Origin of the sequence: Cupriavidus phytohabitans (genome assembly GCF_017815025.1) — a bacterium.
GTDB lineage: Bacteria > Pseudomonadota > Gammaproteobacteria > Burkholderiales > Burkholderiaceae > Cupriavidus.
On sequence record NZ_JAGIQB010000032.1, the window covers coordinates 22,874 to 38,733 of the forward strand.

At 71.0% G+C, this 15,860-nt stretch carries 10 protein-coding genes; all 10 read right to left on the reverse strand.

Annotation, left to right across the window (positions count from 1 at the left end; translation table 11 throughout):
• Window positions 1-30: 30 nt before the first annotated feature.
• The 10 genes from bcsA to dmpG all read right to left on the reverse strand — a co-directional run bounded on the left by bcsA (window position 31) and on the right by dmpG (window position 15,851).
• Window positions 31-2,622 (reverse strand): UDP-forming cellulose synthase catalytic subunit, encoded by a 2,592-nt coding sequence (gene bcsA, locus J8I34_RS21340; RefSeq protein WP_209806965.1) that lies wholly within the window; start codon window positions 2,620-2,622, stop codon window positions 31-33.
• Complete coding sequence (gene bcsQ / locus J8I34_RS21345) at window positions 2,622-3,434, reverse strand: cellulose biosynthesis protein BcsQ (RefSeq protein ID WP_209777148.1); 813 nt, start codon at window positions 3,432-3,434, stop codon at window positions 2,622-2,624. The genes bcsA and bcsQ overlap by 1 nt, the downstream gene beginning before the upstream one ends.
• Window positions 3,431-3,634, reverse strand: a complete 204-nt coding sequence (locus tag J8I34_RS21350; RefSeq protein ID WP_029047114.1) for a hypothetical protein — start codon at window positions 3,632-3,634, stop codon at window positions 3,431-3,433. Before J8I34_RS21350 ends, bcsQ begins: the two co-directional genes overlap by 4 nt.
• Window positions 3,635-3,655: 21 nt before the next feature.
• On the reverse strand, window positions 3,656-5,392 hold the full coding sequence (bcsE, locus tag J8I34_RS21355; protein ID WP_209806920.1) for a cellulose biosynthesis protein BcsE: 1,737 nt from the start codon (window positions 5,390-5,392) through the stop codon (window positions 3,656-3,658).
• 16 nt (window positions 5,393-5,408) lie between these two features.
• Complete coding sequence (locus J8I34_RS21360) at window positions 5,409-9,242, reverse strand: cellulose synthase subunit BcsC-related outer membrane protein (RefSeq protein WP_209806921.1); 3,834 nt, start codon at window positions 9,240-9,242, stop codon at window positions 5,409-5,411.
• A complete protein-coding gene (gene bcsZ / locus J8I34_RS21365) occupies window positions 9,227-10,447 on the reverse strand; it encodes a cellulose synthase complex periplasmic endoglucanase BcsZ (protein WP_209806922.1) in 1,221 nt (406 codons plus the stop codon). Before bcsZ ends, J8I34_RS21360 begins: the two co-directional genes overlap by 16 nt.
• Before the next feature lies 1 nt (window position 10,448).
• A complete protein-coding gene (gene bcsB / locus J8I34_RS21370) occupies window positions 10,449-12,773 on the reverse strand; it encodes a cellulose biosynthesis cyclic di-GMP-binding regulatory protein BcsB (RefSeq protein ID WP_245176052.1) in 2,325 nt (774 codons plus the stop codon).
• Between the two features lie 312 nt (window positions 12,774-13,085).
• Entirely contained in the window at window positions 13,086-13,748 is a 663-nt protein-coding gene (locus J8I34_RS21375) for a hypothetical protein (RefSeq protein ID WP_209806923.1), read from the reverse strand.
• A gap of 10 nt (window positions 13,749-13,758) precedes the next feature.
• A complete protein-coding gene (surE, locus tag J8I34_RS21380; RefSeq protein WP_209806924.1) occupies window positions 13,759-14,745 on the reverse strand; it encodes a 5'/3'-nucleotidase SurE in 987 nt (328 codons plus the stop codon).
• An 80-nt stretch (window positions 14,746-14,825) separates the two neighbouring features.
• Window positions 14,826-15,851: a 4-hydroxy-2-oxovalerate aldolase gene (dmpG, locus tag J8I34_RS21385; RefSeq protein WP_209806925.1), complete on the reverse strand. Its 1,026-nt coding sequence runs from the start codon at window positions 15,849-15,851 to the stop codon at window positions 14,826-14,828.
• Window positions 15,852-15,860 lie beyond the last annotated feature (9 nt).

A 15,860-nucleotide genomic window follows, 5' to 3' on the forward strand; every position in this document is an offset into this window, starting at 1 on the left:
GGCGTTGCCGCGTTTCCGTTGTGTTTGAGGTCAGAGCCGGCGCGGGCGCACGCGCCCGGCCAGCGCCGTGGCGGCGCCGCGGAACGCATCGACCAGCCGCAGCAGCCCCTGGTAACCCATCTCGATGACTTCCTTGAGGCCGCGCAGCGGCACGTCCACCGGCTGTTCGTCGATCCAGTGGATCCAGGCGTCGGCGCGGCCAAAGGTGCACTGGATCAGTTGCTGCTCGGTGCGCGCGTCCATGCCGTCGAAGCGCACACCCATCTGCCGCTCGACATTGCGCGTCACCACCGCCGGGAAATGGTAGCTGCGGGTGCCGCGCGACAGGCACACGCCCACGTGCGTCCCGGGCTCGACCTTCGCTTCCACCGGCAGCGCCAGGCCCAGTCCGCCGAGCGAATAGTTCTCGGTCTTGCAGGCGAGCGTGCGGCCGTCGGGGAGCAGCAGCGTCGCCGGCACGCGCATGGGGATGCGGTGCGACACGCGCACCTGGCGCGCCTCGCGCGCCACGCCGATGGCCGCGCCCAGCATCACCAGGTTGGCCAGCGCCCAGCCCAGGTTCATGATGATCGCCGTGGGCTCGAAAGCAGGATCGAACAGGATCCGCCCGAAGCCCAGCAGCAGCGCGATCGTATTCAGCGCCAGCAGCACCAGGTAAGGCTTGGAAATGGTCCAGTCCAGGTATTCCTCGCGGATCTGTCCGCCCTTGGCCGTGACATTGAACTTGCCCAGCTTCGGGTTGATGAACGCCATCGTGGTCGGCAGCACGATGTACCACGCCAGCACCGATTCATAGACCTCTGCCCAGAACGAATGCCGGTAGCGTCCCTGCAGGCGCGAGTTGGTGACGTTGGCGACGAACAGGTAGGGCAGCACGTAGGCCATGATCAGCACCGCCGAGGTGTGGATCACATGCAGCCCGAAATACAGGTACGCGATCGGCATGGTCAGGAAGATCAGCCGCGGTATGCCATAGAAGAAATGCAGCATCGCGTTGGTGTAGCACAGGCGCTGGAACAGGTGCAGGCCCTTGCCGAACATCGGATTGTCGATGCGGAAGATCTGCGCCATGCCGCGCGCCCAGCGGATGCGCTGGCCGATATGGCCGGCCAGGTTCTCGGTGGCGAGTCCGGCGGCCTGCACGATGCGGATGTAGGCGCTGTTGTAGCCGCGGCGATGCAGTTTCAGCGCGGTGTGGGCATCCTCGGTCACGGTCTCCACCGCGATGCCGCCGACTTCTTCCAGCGGCGCGCGCTTGATCACCGCGCACGAACCGCAGAAGAAGGTGGCATTCCAGAAATCGTTGCCGTCCTGGATCAGCCCGTAGAACAGGCTGCCTTCATTGGGCACGCGACGGAAGGTGTCGAAGTTGCGCTCGAACGGGTCCGGCGAGAAGAAATGGTGCGGCGTCTGCACCATTGCGCATTTGGGGTCCGCGATGAACTCGCCCATCGTCATCTGCAGGAAGGAGCGCACCGGCATGTGGTCGCAATCGAAGATCGCGACGTACTCGCCCTGCGTGTGGCGCAGTGCCGAATTGATATTGCCGGCCTTGGCGTGGGCGTGCTCGGTGCGCGCCAGGTAGCCAACGCCGGCGTCGCGCGCGAAGTCGCGCACTTCGTCGCGGGCGCCGTCGTCGAGGATGTAGATGCGCAGCTTTTCCTGCGGCCAGTCCAGTCCCAGCGCGGCGTAGACGGTCGGCTGCAGCACCCGCAACGGTTCGTTGTAGGTAGGGATCAGGACGTCGACAGTGGGCCAGGTGGCGGGATCGGGCGGCAGCTGCGCCGGCTGTCGGTTGAGCGGCCAGATGGTCTGCACGTAGCCGAGGAACAGCACGATCCAGGTATAGAGCTCGGCCGCGAACAGCAGGTAGCCAAACACGGCTTCCGGCACGTTCTCGAACTGCAGCGTGGTGGTGATGCGCCACCAGATATAGCGGCCGGCCATCAATACCGCCAGCGCGGCCATGGTCAGCGTGGCGGCGCGTCCGGGGATGCGGCGCAGCACCAGCAGGCCGACGATGATCAGCATGGCCAGCAGGAACTGGTCGCGCAGTGGCAGCGGCGTGGTGCACATCAGGATGCCCGCGGCGGCGGCCAGCGACAGCAGTGCCGGCATCAGCCACGGCACGCCGGACAAGGTGGGCGACAGCGACTCGAGACGCAGTCCCACGCGTTTCCAGTCGATGCCCGGCAGCCGCGCCAGGATCCGCCGGCGCAGCCGCTTGGCGCGGAAGTAGACCGGTTCGAGCCAGCCGCGGAACCAGCGCCGCAGCGCGCTGGGCTCGGGCGGCGGCTGCGGCTTGCGGCGCTGGTGCACGTCGGCGGCGAGCGGTGCCAGCGCGCCTGGCGGCCGCAGCAGCGCGCGGCGCAGCCAGATGCCCGCGCCGTGCTGGTGGCTCGGGATGTCCAGGCGCTGGCGCAGGCGCCGCCGCGCCCAGCTGGCGGTGAGAAGCGCCACGTCAGGGCGCCCGCGCGGCGGGGTGCGGAAGAACACCCGCAGCAGCCACAGGCTGACCGGAGCCTCGGCGGCCACGCCCAGCTCGCGCGCGAGCGCGTGGCGCAGCGCCTGGAGCCAGTCGGCCGCGCGCCGGCGCAACGGCAGGGGCAGCAGCGCGCGCATCATGTCTGGCCGGCCTCGGTGGCCATGGAGCGGGCGCCCATGTCGCGCACGCTGTCGGGGCCGGCCTTTCCGCGCGCGGCGAGCAGGCTCCAGCCCGATACCCACGAGGCCAGCCCCTGCAGGTCATGCGCCGCCTGCGAGTAGGGCGTGCTGCGGCAAAAGCTCTCGCCGCGGGCAAAGGCTTCGGGCACGGCGGCGTCCTCGTGCACTTCATACGGCAGCAGGTCGCCGTCCAGCGTGGCGCGCAGCAGCACCGAGATATCGGTATGGAGCTGGCGCGCCGGCTGCAGCCGCGTGACCGCCCAGGCCACTGCGGCGCCGGTCTCGCGCAGCGCCGCGCGCAGCGGCGGCAGCGTGGCGCAGGTCTGCGGCTGGGGCGGCACCAGCACCAGCACGAGATCCGCCGCCGCGATGGCCTGGCGCGCATACGGCGACGGCCACGGCGCGCTGTCGACCAGCGCGAGCGCATTGGCGGGCAGGTCTACCTGGGCCAGCAGGCCGCGCAGCCAGTGCGGATCGCGCTCCATCCGCTCGGCCATGCGCCCTTGCTCGGCGGCGCTGCCGGGATCGCCCCACGGCACGAACAGCACGCCGTCATCGCTGCGCTGCCCCGCTTCATTCCAGTTGGCGGTGTTGCACAAGCCCGCGCCGGCCGGCGCGCGCAGGCCAAAGTGGAAGCCAAGCAGCCCGCGCGGGTCGCATTCGACCGCCAGCGCCGGATGGCCGTGCCAGGCCAGCAGCGTGGCGAGCTCGGCGGTGACGGTGGTGCGGCCCGCGCCGCCAACGGTCGAGACGATGGCTACGGTCTTCATTCGCGCTCTCCGCTTGCTTCGCGCCAGCGCCGGCCGCGGATCACCACCGGCTGCAGCTGGGGCGGCAGCCGCACCGCGCGGCGCGCGCGCGGCAGGCGCCAGCGCGGCAGCAGGCGCAGCAGCCGGAAGTGCCAGACGACCCAGGCCACCGGCACTGCCAGGATCAGTCCCCAGATGAAATAGCCGAGAAACAAGTCCATGGTGGTTTCCTGTCGGGTTGCCTAGCGTTGCCGCTTCAGCGGGATGGCAAAAGCCTGCGGCTGCGCGCGCCGGCCGCGGCGCGCGCGCGAGGTCGCTGGCAGCGGGATCGGCGCGTCCTGCGGCGGCAGTTCCGCCGGCGCCGCCACCGGCGACGGCCCGGGCTGGCTGGCCAGCCAGCCGCTGTAGTCCTGCACCGGGCGCTGCGCGATATCGGCTTCGAGCCGCTTGAGCGAGCCCAGGATCGATTCGGGATCGCCGCAGCGCAGCTCGCCGCCGAACAGCTCGGACATCGGCCGCACGAACACATGGCGGCACGCGGTCTCGACGTTCTCCATGCGGCAGGCGAAGAAGAAGGCGTAGACCGCGTTGCTGCCGGCGGTACAGAGGTCGCCGGCATCCTGCATCTGGCACGCGCGCAGCGCGTCGACATGTGCCACCTCGGGCAGCAGCGGCAGCTCCAGCAGTACGTGCGGCAGCCGGATCACGCTGCTGCGCTCGAGCGTGGTGCGCACCAGCGAGATCAAGTCGGCGGGCGGCACGTAGCCCGTGGCGGCGGTGGCCACCACCGCGGACAGCGCGCTCTTGTAGTCGGGCAGGATCGGGCGCGAAAACACCTGGCCCTGGATCGCCTCGATCATGGTCTGCACGCGCGCGAACGGCGTGTTGCGGTGGATCACCAGGCTGGCACCCAGCGTCATCATCAGCAGCTCGTAACGCTGGCGCAGGATCTCATGGTCCTCGCGCACCACGATCTTGAGCGCCTTGCCGCCGTCGTGGCGCAGCTGGTGCACCTGGCCGGCCAGGGTCTCGAGCTCGGCGATCTGGCCGTAGTGCAGCACCACGGTGGCAGCGACCGCACCGGCGGCGGCGGCCACCGCGGCGGCGTTGTCGTCGACCACCTGCCAGTGCGCGGGGATCCAGCGTTCGCGCAGCACGGCTGCGCGGCTGACGATGATGCGGTCCTCGTCGGGGGCCAGCAGCGTGGGCGCCTCGCCGGGCGCGATGGCGTCGTCGGCGCCGCTGCCGGCCACCAGGCCATGGTCGGCCGGCGAGAAGCGCAGCGGCACCACCTCAGGCGGCAGGATCGCGTCCTTGTGGCGCCAGAAGCCGACTTCCCAGACAAAGTGCCCATACTGCTGCGCCAGCCGCGCCACGCCGGCGAAATGGCGGTGGAACCCGGCCAGCGACGGCAGCTGCAGCGCCGCCGCGCCGCCGGGCGGCTCGAGCACCAGCAGCACGCCGCAGCCGTTGGCGCTGCACCATTGCGCCAGCAGCTCGCCATCATCGGCCAGCGCGACCGGGTCGTCCCAGCGGAAATACCCCTGCGCGCCTCCCACCAGGAACTGGCTGCCCTGTGCGCCGCACTGGTCCACCACGGCCTGCAGCGCTTCGGTCAGCACGCCGATGCCGGAACGGTCGGGCACGCCGCGCAGCGTGCAGACATTGGCGCGCGGATGCAGCGTGCGCGAGCGTTCGATGTCGAGCCCGTGCGCGCGCAGCATGTCGGCGATTTCGGCCGGCTCGCGCGGCGACAGCACCGTGGTGCGCGCGCGCAGCAGCCGTGCCGCGCTCTGCCAGAACAGCGCGTCGCAGGCGGGCGTGGCGTCGGCATAGACCACGTGCACGGCGGCGGGCTCGAGCGCCGCCAGCGCCGGCGGCAGCGCATCGATGGCCAGCGCCGGACGCGCCTGCAGCCAGGCGCGCGGCTTCTTGCGCGAGCGCGGCGGCGGGGCGGTGGAGCGGCTGGCGTCGTTCATGGCGTGGCTATGTGGCTCAGTAGGTGGAGTATGGCCGCACCGTGGTGGGCGGGTAGGGCACGGGCCCCTGCTGCTTGTCGAAGACATAGCGCACGTAGGCCTGCGCGCGGTTTGGCGCGTAGTCGCGCGAGCGGTCGATCTCGAACACCGCGCCGGCGACCCAGTGCGGGGCAAAGCGGTATTCGATCGCCGCGCCGATGGTGTAGCTGAAGCCGCCGCCGGAGCCGCCGCCATAGGTGGCATTGCCGGAGAGTTCCTGCAGCCGGGAATCCGTCGGGTAGTACGGCATTGACTTCTCATACGTGCTCGACAGCCCCACGGAGCCGCGCACGCGCCAGGACAGCTTGTCGCGCCGCCCGGTCCAGTCCAGCGGGATGCCGAACGACAGGTAGCGCTGCGGGCTGTAGTAGCCGCCGTGGCCGAAGCTGTAGTAGCGCTCGTTCTCGCTGTAGCGCCAGTAGTTCAGCACCAGGCCGCTGGTGAGGCGCTGGTCGCGCCGCACGAAGACGGGCACGTCGAAGCCGGTGCGCACGGTGAACTCGCGGTTGGTCAGGACATTGTGACCAGTGTAGATGCCGTAACCGAGATCGGCGAACAGGCCGAAGCGCCCCACGTCGCGCGCATAGCGCACATGCACGCCGTTGCGCACCACGCCGCCCCAGGTGGCAGCGGGCGTGACTACGCCGGTGGCCGGGTCGACATGGGCGGGATCGGTGGCGCCCGCGTACGACACCAGGCTGCTGGTGACGGCGCGCCGCGATACGTCGATGGTGGTCGATGCCGGCCCCATTTCTCCGCGCCAGCGCAGCCCGCCGACGATGTTCTGCCGCAAGAAGCCCAGCGGCGTGGTGCCGATGTCGGCACGCCAGCTGTTGTAGGCGCCGTTGAATTCGTAGCCGGCGGCCATTGCCACGCCGCGGTCGTTCTGGCCGATGGGGCCGAGGCCGGTATTGCCGAGCGCGCGGATGCGCCCGAAGTCGCGCGAGGCGAGCTCGTTGTCGGCGGGCAGCGTGCCGGCTTCGAGCTGCACCGTGTCAGCATGGAAGAAGGTGTGGCCGGTGTAGCCGTGCGGGATGCGCACGTACAGCGGGATCTCGGTCGCCAGCAGGCGCGAGATGCCGGGATCGCCGGTCTTGTGCGAGAACAGCACCGCCGAGGCCACCTGGCCTTCGCGCCGGGCTTCGAGCGAGGCGAGCGCGCGGCCGGCCGCGGTGCCCTCGGCAGTGTCGTCCAAACGCGGGCTGACGCCCTCGCGTTGTTCCATCACGCGCGCCTCGCGGTACAGCGCCGCGGCCTCGTCGAAATCGCCGCGCGACTGCGCGATGCGCCCGGCCTGCACCGCGATGTCGGCGCGCTCGGGATAGCGCTGGCGCAGCGGGCCGACCACCGCCAGCGCTTCGTCCTCGCGCCGCATCGCGGTGAAGCGGCGCGCGATCGACAGGCGCGTGTCGATGTCGTCCTCGGCGGTGTCGGCGAGCACCGCGCGCACGATCTCCAGCGCCTGCTTCTCGTCGCCCTGGTGCTCCAGCATGTTGGCCACCATCAGCCGCGCGCCGGCGTCCCTGGGGTTGGCCGCGAGCACCTGGCGCGCGGCGTCGGCGGCGCCGGCATAGTCGCCCCGGGCCTCGCGCAGGTCGGCCAGCGCCAGCAGCCAGCGGCGCTCGCGCTGCTGCGCTTCGGGCACTGCCATCAGCGTGCGCTGGGCCCCGGAGAAATCGCCCTCGGCAATCAGGCGGTCGCTCTCTCGCACCGCCAGCCGCAGCGACTGGTCGTCGAGGTCGGCGCGCTGCGCGGCGTTCAGGCCGGGACGCGCGCGCACGTCTGCGATCCACGCGCGCAGCGCATCGTCGCGCTCGGCCGCGGCCAGCAGTTCGCCGTAGCGGATGCGCACGTCGATGGCGGGATCGTCCGGATGCGCATCGAGCCAGTCCGTGACCAGCTTCAGGCCGGTGTCGGGCTGGCCCAGCGCGATCCATTCGCGCCCGACCGCGGCCAGCATCTGCGGATCGTCGGGCACCTCGGCCGCGGCGGCGCGCAACCTGGCCGTCGCTTCGTCTTCGCGGCCCTGCGCGGAGAGCTGGCGCGCTTCGCGCAGCAGGCGCTGCGCGGCCAGGTTGCCGGACAGGCGGCGCATGCCGTCGGAGCGCGCGGCGTCCGGTACGCCGGCCAGCAGCGCACTGGCGGCGTCGATGTCGTCGACCGAATTCAGGTACAGCGCCGCGGCATAGCGCATCTCGGCGTTGTCGGTTGCGGCCACGCCTTCGTCCATCACGCGCCGCCCCAGCACCGGCAGGCCCAGGTCGCGGTAGGCGCGCGCCAGCGTGAAGCGCGTCCAGGGATCCTGCGGCGCCAGCCGGATCGATTCTTCCAGCCGCGCCAGCGCCGGGCTCTGCTTGCGCTGCGCCAGCAGCTGTTCGCCCTGCAGCGCGAGCAGTTCGGCGCGCAGGCCGCGCAGTTCTTCGGACGAACCCGTGAGGCGGCTCGCGGTGCTGGCGATCAGCGGTCCGCTCTCGTCGCCGCGGCCGCTTTCGTTGAGCAGCTTCACCAGCGTGCGCAGGCTGCCGATGTCGGGCTCGGGGCCGGCCAGGTTGGCGCGCAGCAGGCGTTCGGCCTCGGCCGGCTGGTCCTGCGCGATCAGCGCGTCGGCAAGGATGGCGCGCGCATTAGCGTTGTCCGGCTGATGATGCAACGCCTGGCGCGCCAGCGCTTCGGCCTGCGCCGGCTTGCCCTGGGCGTTGGCCTCGCGCGCGCGGGCCAGCGTGCCCCAGAACGTGGCGGTGCCCTGCAGGCTGCGCCATTTGCCGCGGTTGCCGGTATCGAGCTCGGCGGCGCGCGTGAACAGCTCGCGCGCTTCGTCGTGGCGTCCCTGGCGCAGGCGCACCAGCCCCAGGTTGCCAAGCGTTTCGCCTTCGTCGCGGCGCTTGCGGTTGGCGCTCTCCAGCGCGGTCTCGGCCTCGCGCACATTGCCGCGCGCCAGCTGCTTCTCGCCTTCGCGCCGCGCCTGGTAGGCCGGGCTGGCCTGCTCGCGCTGGCGCACAGTGGTGCGCTTGCCGAGCTCGGCAAGCGTCTGCCGCGCGGCGTCGTCGTCCGGCACTTCCTGCAGGTAGGCCTCGTACCACTTGTAGTACGCGGGATCGTCGCTGACGTTGTAGAGCGTGCGCCGCCACATCTCGAGCGCGCCCTTGCGGTCGCCGTCGGGCCGCCGGGCGATGCGCTGCAGGATGCCGAGCCCTTCCTGGCGCGTCGCCTCGCGGTCGGTCAGCAGGCTGGCCAAGGCCATCTGCAGGCGCAGGTCGTCCGGGCTCTGGCGCACGCGCGTTCGCAGCTCGGCGATGGTGGCCGCGCGCCCGGCGGGCGTGCCGGCCAGGATGCGGTAGTAATCGATCGCCAGCTCGCCACGCGGGGCGCCGCGCGGGAACAGCTGGCGCAGCCGGGCAATGGCCTCGTCGGACTTGCCGGCGCGCGCCAGCAGCCGGATGCGCGCCATCTCGGCCTTGTCGCGCGTGGCGATGCGCCAGGCGTCTTCGAGTTCGAGCGTGGCGGGGTGGCCGGGATTGGCCTGGCGCAGCCGGCGCAGGATCTTCTCGGCTTCGAGCGGGCGGTTGGAGCGCAGCTCGATCAGGCCCATCAGCATCAGCGCGTCGGGCTGGTTTGGATCGATCAGCAGTGCCTTGTCGAGGATGCCGCGCGCCACGTCGGTGCGGTTCTTGGCATCCCACATGCGCGCCGCGGACAGCAGCTGCGCCAGCTCGGGCGAGGGAGTGGCGGCCTGCTGGGCCAGCGCCAGCGGCGCCACCGCGGCGGCGCCGAACAGTGCCGGCATCAGCATCGGGTTCAGCGCGCGGGGCATCCGGTCTTCCAAGCAGGCAGCAGCGCGCCGTCCCTGGCGAAGCGGTACTGGCCCTCGAGATAGCCGAGCCCGAACAGCGTCAGCACCTGGGTGTAATAGCCGGCCTGGCCGCCGGGCTCGCGCAGCGCCAGCTCGCGCGTGCGGCGTGCCTGCGCGGCGGCCTGGTCGGCGCGGCCGAGCGCGGCCAGGTATGGCGCCACCGCGGCGCTGAAGCCGCCGTTGCCCGCGTTGGGGCCAGGCTGGCCGGTCTGGGTATCGATGCGCTCGGGCGGATAGCCCCTGGCGGCGACATAGTCGGCCAGCGGCGCGAAGGTGCGCAGCAGCGCGGCGCGCTGGGGCTCGTCGGCGGCCAGCGTGCCGGCCCAGAGGTAGACGCGGATCGCGTTGTAGGCGGATTCGGCGCGGGTTGCCGTGTCGGGCAGGAAGCCGCGGCCCGCTTCGTATTCGACCCAGTCGGGCGAGAAGCCGCGTGGCGCGGTGTCCAGCATCAGCCGGGCCGTCGTGCCGACCATCTGCTGCCACGCCGGCTCTTCCGGCAGCGCTGCGGCCAGCCGGCGCATCACCTGCAGCGGCACGTAGCTGGGGTTCAGGCGCCAGCGCTTGTCGCCCAGCCTGAAGCCCTGCGGTCCCGGCAGCACGGTGCGGCCCAGGCCGGGCAGCACCGCGGTTTCCTCGCGCAGGATGCGTCGCGCCAGCAGGGTGCCGAGCGCGGTGAAGCGTCGCTCCTGCCACAGTCGTCCCGCTTCCAGCAGCGCGTAGGCGATCCACAGGTCCGCGTCGGATGCCGGGTTGCTGTCGATCACGCCCCAGCCGCTGCCCGGGTTGCCCCGGTTGTCAGCGTGGCCGGTGCTGGCTGCCTGCCCGGGCGTGAGCCTGCCCCAGATCCACGCGGGCAGGTGCGAGACCAGGTCGCCCCGCGCCAGGTTGTTCTCGGTCCAAGCCAGCAGCTTGTCGAAGCTGGCGCGGTCGTTGGCCACCAGCGCGAAGAACAGGCCGTAGGCCTGTCCTTCGGACACGGTGGCCTGCTTGTCCGAGCTGCGGTCGATCACGCGCCCGTCGGCGCTCATCAGGTGCTGGCGGAAAGCTTCCCAGTCGGCCCACTTGCAGGCCGGCGCGGGCGTGGGCGCAGCAGCGGCGGCCAGCGAGGCACAAGCCAGCGCACCGGCTGCCAGCCATCGGCCCAGGCCTGTCAGCATGCGCCGCATGTCAGCTCCCGCCGCGCCGCGCAGCCAGCCTGCCCAGTGTCCAGAACAGCGACAGTGCCACCACCAGCCCGGCCAGCAGCCCGCCGATCGCCAGCAGGCTCGGGAAGGCCGACACCCGCACCCAGATGCGCGCGTACCACGGCAGGTCGCCGACGTAGTAGCGCTCGCCCAGGCGCAGCCCATCGACCTGGTCCTGGCGGATCACGGTCAGGTCGCCGCGCATCTGCGCCACCTTGCCGGGGTTCTCGAGGGCGTCCAGCACGTCGGCCACGCGGCGGTCCTCGGTGGCGGTCAGCGCGACCACGGTGTTGCCGTCGGCCAGCGGCGATTCGAAGCCGACCAGCGCCGCTACCGGGCCATCGGCGGACAGGATGGCGCGCCCCACGGGCGCGACCGGGTCCTCGCGCACGCCGCCCAGCCAGTTCGACCGGATGCCGGTGCGCTGGTCGCGCAGCGAGATCTCGGTCTTGCCGCGCGCGATCAGCATCGGCAGCGACTTGCCCCATTTTTCCAGCGTGGCGGCGCCGCTGCCGGTGCCGATCAGCAGCAGGTTATGGTCGCGCACGCTGTCGATCTTCGACGTCGGCACCACCGTCACGCGCAGCGACGGCAGGCCCGTCCACTTGCCCATATGGCCCAGCAGCGACAGCAGCGCTTCCTGGTCCATCGCGGTCGGCGCGTCGGGCATGACCACGGCCGTGTCGGCGAGGTCGGCCAGCCGGGTGAAGGGATACCCGCTATTGGCGAAGTACGCCAGGTTGGGCAGCCCGGTGTAGTGCGAGAAGCGGCTGAAATCGATGGTCGAGTCGGGGTCGATCGCCGCGCGCGCCACATCGGTCGCCGTGCCGCCGCACAGCGCCGTCTTCTGCGAATCGATATGGAACTGGAACTGCATCTGGTTGTTGCTGCCGACGCGGAACGCCGGGATGCCGACCCGCTGCGATGCCGACGCGGTGGTGCCCGACAGCAGCGGCACGCTGACCACGTTGTGGTCGTCGGTGCTGGCCAGCGGGCGCAGGCGGTACGAGCGCACCAGCTGGTCGTTGATGTCGATGCTCAGTACCGAGTCGTTGTAGGTGGGCGGCGCGGTATAGCGGTAGCGCAGGTTCAGCGGCACGCTGCTGCGGGTCCAGTCGTACAGGTCCGCCGGCACGCGCAGGTTGACGCGGATCGGGTTCGGATCGCTGCCGGCCACCTGCAGGTCCTGCGGGTCCGGCACCAGTTCGCGGAACAGCACGGGGCGGTCGGTCGGCGCCCAAGCCGGCGCGTCATAGGGCCGGCGCGGCTTGCCGATGTCCACCGATTCCACGCGTGCGCTGTTGCCGGCCATGGCCGCCTTGCCCAGCACCAGGGCATTGACCGCGGTCTGCAGCTCCTGCGCATTGCGCCCGGCCACCACCAGCAGCTTGCGGTCCGGGCTGGCCGGGCTGGGCATGAGGCTGACGGTCGGGCCGGTGATGGCCGGCAGGTTCAGGCCCGCCGGCATGGTCTGCGGCGTGACGAAGGCGATGGCGTCGCTGCCCGCCGGCGTGGTCCGCGCCACCGGGAAGCGCGCCTCGCGCCAGGCGGCCAGCGCGCCCAGCCATGATGCCGCGACGCCGGCGGCGCGCAGCGTCGCGCCGTCGGCGCCGGCCGGCAGCACGAACGGCACGGTCACGCGGCGGTTGTCGCGGCGGTCGAAGAACGGTGCCGGCAGCAGCGCGAGGTTGTCCGGCAGCGTCACGCGCGAGGTCTTGAGCGTGACCGTGGTGGCCGGGCTGATATCGGCCCACAGGCTCGAGTGCAGCGGATCCTCGCAATGGTCCAGCGTGTAGTGCGCGATCAGCTGCACCCGCAGGTGGTTGAAGTCGGTGAAGAAGCGCGGGTCGATATCGACCTCGCGCGTGACCAGGCGCCCGGCTTCCTTTTCTTCCAGCGGCAGCGTGGCGATGACTTCGTCGTTCAGCGTCAGCTTGATATGCGACAGCGGGAACACCAGCGCCGGCGAATAGGTAAAGGCCAGCCTGAGCCTGGCCGCCGTGACCACTTCATCGAGCCGCACGCCGATGTCGAGCTGCCGGGCGTGGTCCACGCCGCGCAGCGCGATCGGGCCATAGGCGCCCATCTGGCGCAGGGTGAGGACATGGGTGGCGGTATTGGCCGAAGCGGTTGTGGCAGGGCCGGCAACGGTGGCCGGCTGCGTCGCGGCCGGCATGGGCGGCATGGGCGGCGTGGCGCCCACGGCCGGAGCTTGCGCGCCCGCCGGCCATGACAGGCACGACAGGGCGAGCAGGCTGGCTGCGCATAGCGGGAGGCGGTGGAAGCGGGACGGGACGGAGCGGGTCATGGGCAGGATTGCGATTCCTTGCATGCTTCCTGGGGCGGGCGGCGCACGCGGCGCGCAAGTCTATACCCGCCGCGGGCCTGACGCAATGTTGCGGCAGGCTGTAAAAATTCCGCCGAATACGGTCGGGGAAGTGTAACGGCAAAAGCACCGCGGGCTCCGCATCACGCCCGTGCTCAAAAAAAGATTCAACAACGAATAAAAAAAGCGGAAACGCTACCCTCTTGCCAAAGGGGACATTTCCGCTCCGGGGTTGTAGGAGAAGCACCGGCACTTGCGCGCGGCAAGCGCCCTTGCTTCACTCAGCCGTGCCGCTTATCCGCAGGTGTCGTCGGCCCGGCAAACGCCGTGCACCACCATCTCTCCCATCAGGTCCAGCGCTGCCTGGTCGGCTATCGCATCGCGCATGGCGTCCAGCGCGGCGTCGTGCGGATCGCCGGGGTTGCCGGCCGCGAGCGGCGTGTCATGCCAGCGGCGGGGCACGGCGGCGGGATCGATGTCGACAGCGGCGCCCTCGGCCAGCGCGTCCAGCACCGCCTGCTCGGCCGCGGCGATGGCATCGGCGGTCAGGCGAGTCGCATGATCGGGGCCAAAGCTGTCGAAGACGCGCGCCGGCGGCCCGTCCAGCAGCTTCCACAGTGCCAGTTCAGTCAGCGGCGTGCAGTTGATGGTTTGCCCTGCCTGCACCAAACCGTGGAGCTGCTGCCGGTTGGCATTGCCCTGTGCAAGGCCGCCGTCGCACCGCACCATCACCGCGCCGTCCGTCACGCCGGCCAGGCGGAAGGCACCGCTGGCGTCGGTTGTCGCCTGCCGCACCTGGCCTTGCGTATCGTGCAGTTGCACCGATGCGCCCGCCAGCGCCGCGCCGACCGCGGCGGTGCCGCTGATGTCGCGCGATGCGTCGTCCCCGCATGCCGCCAGGGCCGCCACCGCGCATGCGGGTAAGAGGTAGCGCCAGTTTCCGAGATGCTTGCCCATGATCTCGTCCTCAGGGCGCCAGCGCGGCCAGGTCGCGGTGCGAGCGGTTGAACAGGCCGCGCGCAAGCGGCGTCGGGCGGAAATCCACGTCGAGCGGCGAGATGGTGATGAACTTGGCAAGGAAGGCTGGCGTCTCGGCGGTGCGGGCGAGCGCTTTCAACTCGGTTTCCGCTGCGCCGGCTTCGATGGACACCGTGTTGTCGGCATTGCGCTTGTACGCGGTGGTGAACGAGTCCACCGTGCCCGGCACCGTCAGTCGCACCCCCGCAGGGGCTTGCCCGCCAGCGGCGATCGGGTAGTTGATGCTGAGCGGATGGGCCACGGGCAGCAGCGGCTGGCCGGCGCGACGCGTGGCTTCCAGGCTGGCAATCACGCGGGCCAGGAAGGCCCCGGCCTTGGGGAAGGCGGCCAGCGTCGCGGGAAAGCCGCTGCGGGCTTCGGCAAAGTCGACGCCGACGCTCAGCGCGATGGCCGGCACGCCGCGCCGCGCGGCGAACAGGACGTTCATCACCGTTCCCGAATGCGGGATCGAGTCCGACAGGTTCTCGCCGAAGTTGGCGCCGGAGACGACGAGGTCGGGCGTAAAGCCGCTTTCCGGGCCGACGATCTTCAGGCCCATGGCGGTGGCATCGACCGGCGAGCCGCTGCCGATGTAGTCGGCGTTGGTGGCATCGAGCGCGCCGCTGGCCACGTAGGTGGGCTTGACCCGGTGCACGCAGTACGTGTCGGGGCCGCCGGCGAGCGGTTCCACCACCAGCCGCGTGCGTCCATCGGGCACGGCATAGGCGGCACCGGAGCCGCTCTGGTTGCTGGCCGGGCCAACCGTGATGACGCGGTGGCCCGCATCCTGCAAGGCCTTGCGCACGGCGGTGATGCCGGGCGCGGCGCAGCCATCGTCATTGGTCAGCAGCACGTTGAGCGCGTGGGCGGGGGTGGCCGCCGCGGCCAGGGCCGCGGCAGCGAGGCTGAGCCGCAAGGGGGCCGGAAGTCTGAGCATGGAACCTGTCTCCTCATTCTGATGGGTATGGAAAGCGCTGCATGGCCGCGGCGCCAGCGGTGAAGCAGCAAGCCGGCGCCCTATGCCGCGAGCAGTCCCCGCGCGCGCGCCAGCGTGATCGCCGTGTCCTCGATCATGTCTTCCTGCCCGCCCACCAGGCGCTGCCGGCCCAGTTCGACCAGGATCTCGCGCGCGGGGATGCGGTATTTGGCCTCGGCGCGCTTGGCGAACAGCAGGAACGACGAATACACGCCGGCGTAGCCGAGCGTGAGCGCGTCGCGGTCGATGCGGATGGGGTGGTCCATGATCGGCACGACCAGGTCTTCGGCCACGTCGGCGATGCGGAACACATCGACGCCGGTCTCGATGCCCATGCGCTCGCACACCGCCACCAGCACCTCCATGGGCGTGTTGCCGGCGCCGGCGCCCAGCCCGGCGGCAGCGGCGTCGATACGCGTGGCACCCGCGGCGATCGCGGCGAGCGAGTTGGCGACGCCCATGGCGAGGTTGTGATGGCCGTGAAAGCCCAGTTCGGTCTCGGGACGCAGCGCCTGGCGCACCGCGGTCAGCTTCTCCGTGACGTCCTGCGGCAGCATGTGGCCGGCCGAGTCGGTGATGTACAGGCAGTTGGCGCCATAGCTTTCCATCAGCAGCGCCTGCTGCACCAGCGTCTGCGCCGGCGCCATGTGCGCCATCATCAGGAAGCCCACGGTATCCATGCCGAGCTTGCGCGCCATGCCGATATGCTGCTCGGACACGTCGGCCTCGGTGCAATGGGTGGCGACGCGGATGGTCTGCACGCCGATGTCGTGCGCCATGCGCAGGTGGTCGACGGTGCCGATGCCGGGCAGCAGCAGCGCGGACACCCGTGCATGCTTCAGTTCGCCCAGCACCGCGCGCAGGTATTCCTCGTCGCTGTGCGCGGGAAAGCCGTAGTTGACCGAGGCGCCGCCCAGGCCATCGCCGTGGGTCACTTCGATCAGCGGCACGCCGGCGGCGTCCAGGCCGCGGGCGATGCCCTTCATCTGCTCCAGCGAGATCTGGTGGCGCTTCGGGTGCATGCCGTCGCGCAGGGTCATGTCGTGCAGGGTGATGCGTTGGCCCATGGCGTGGCT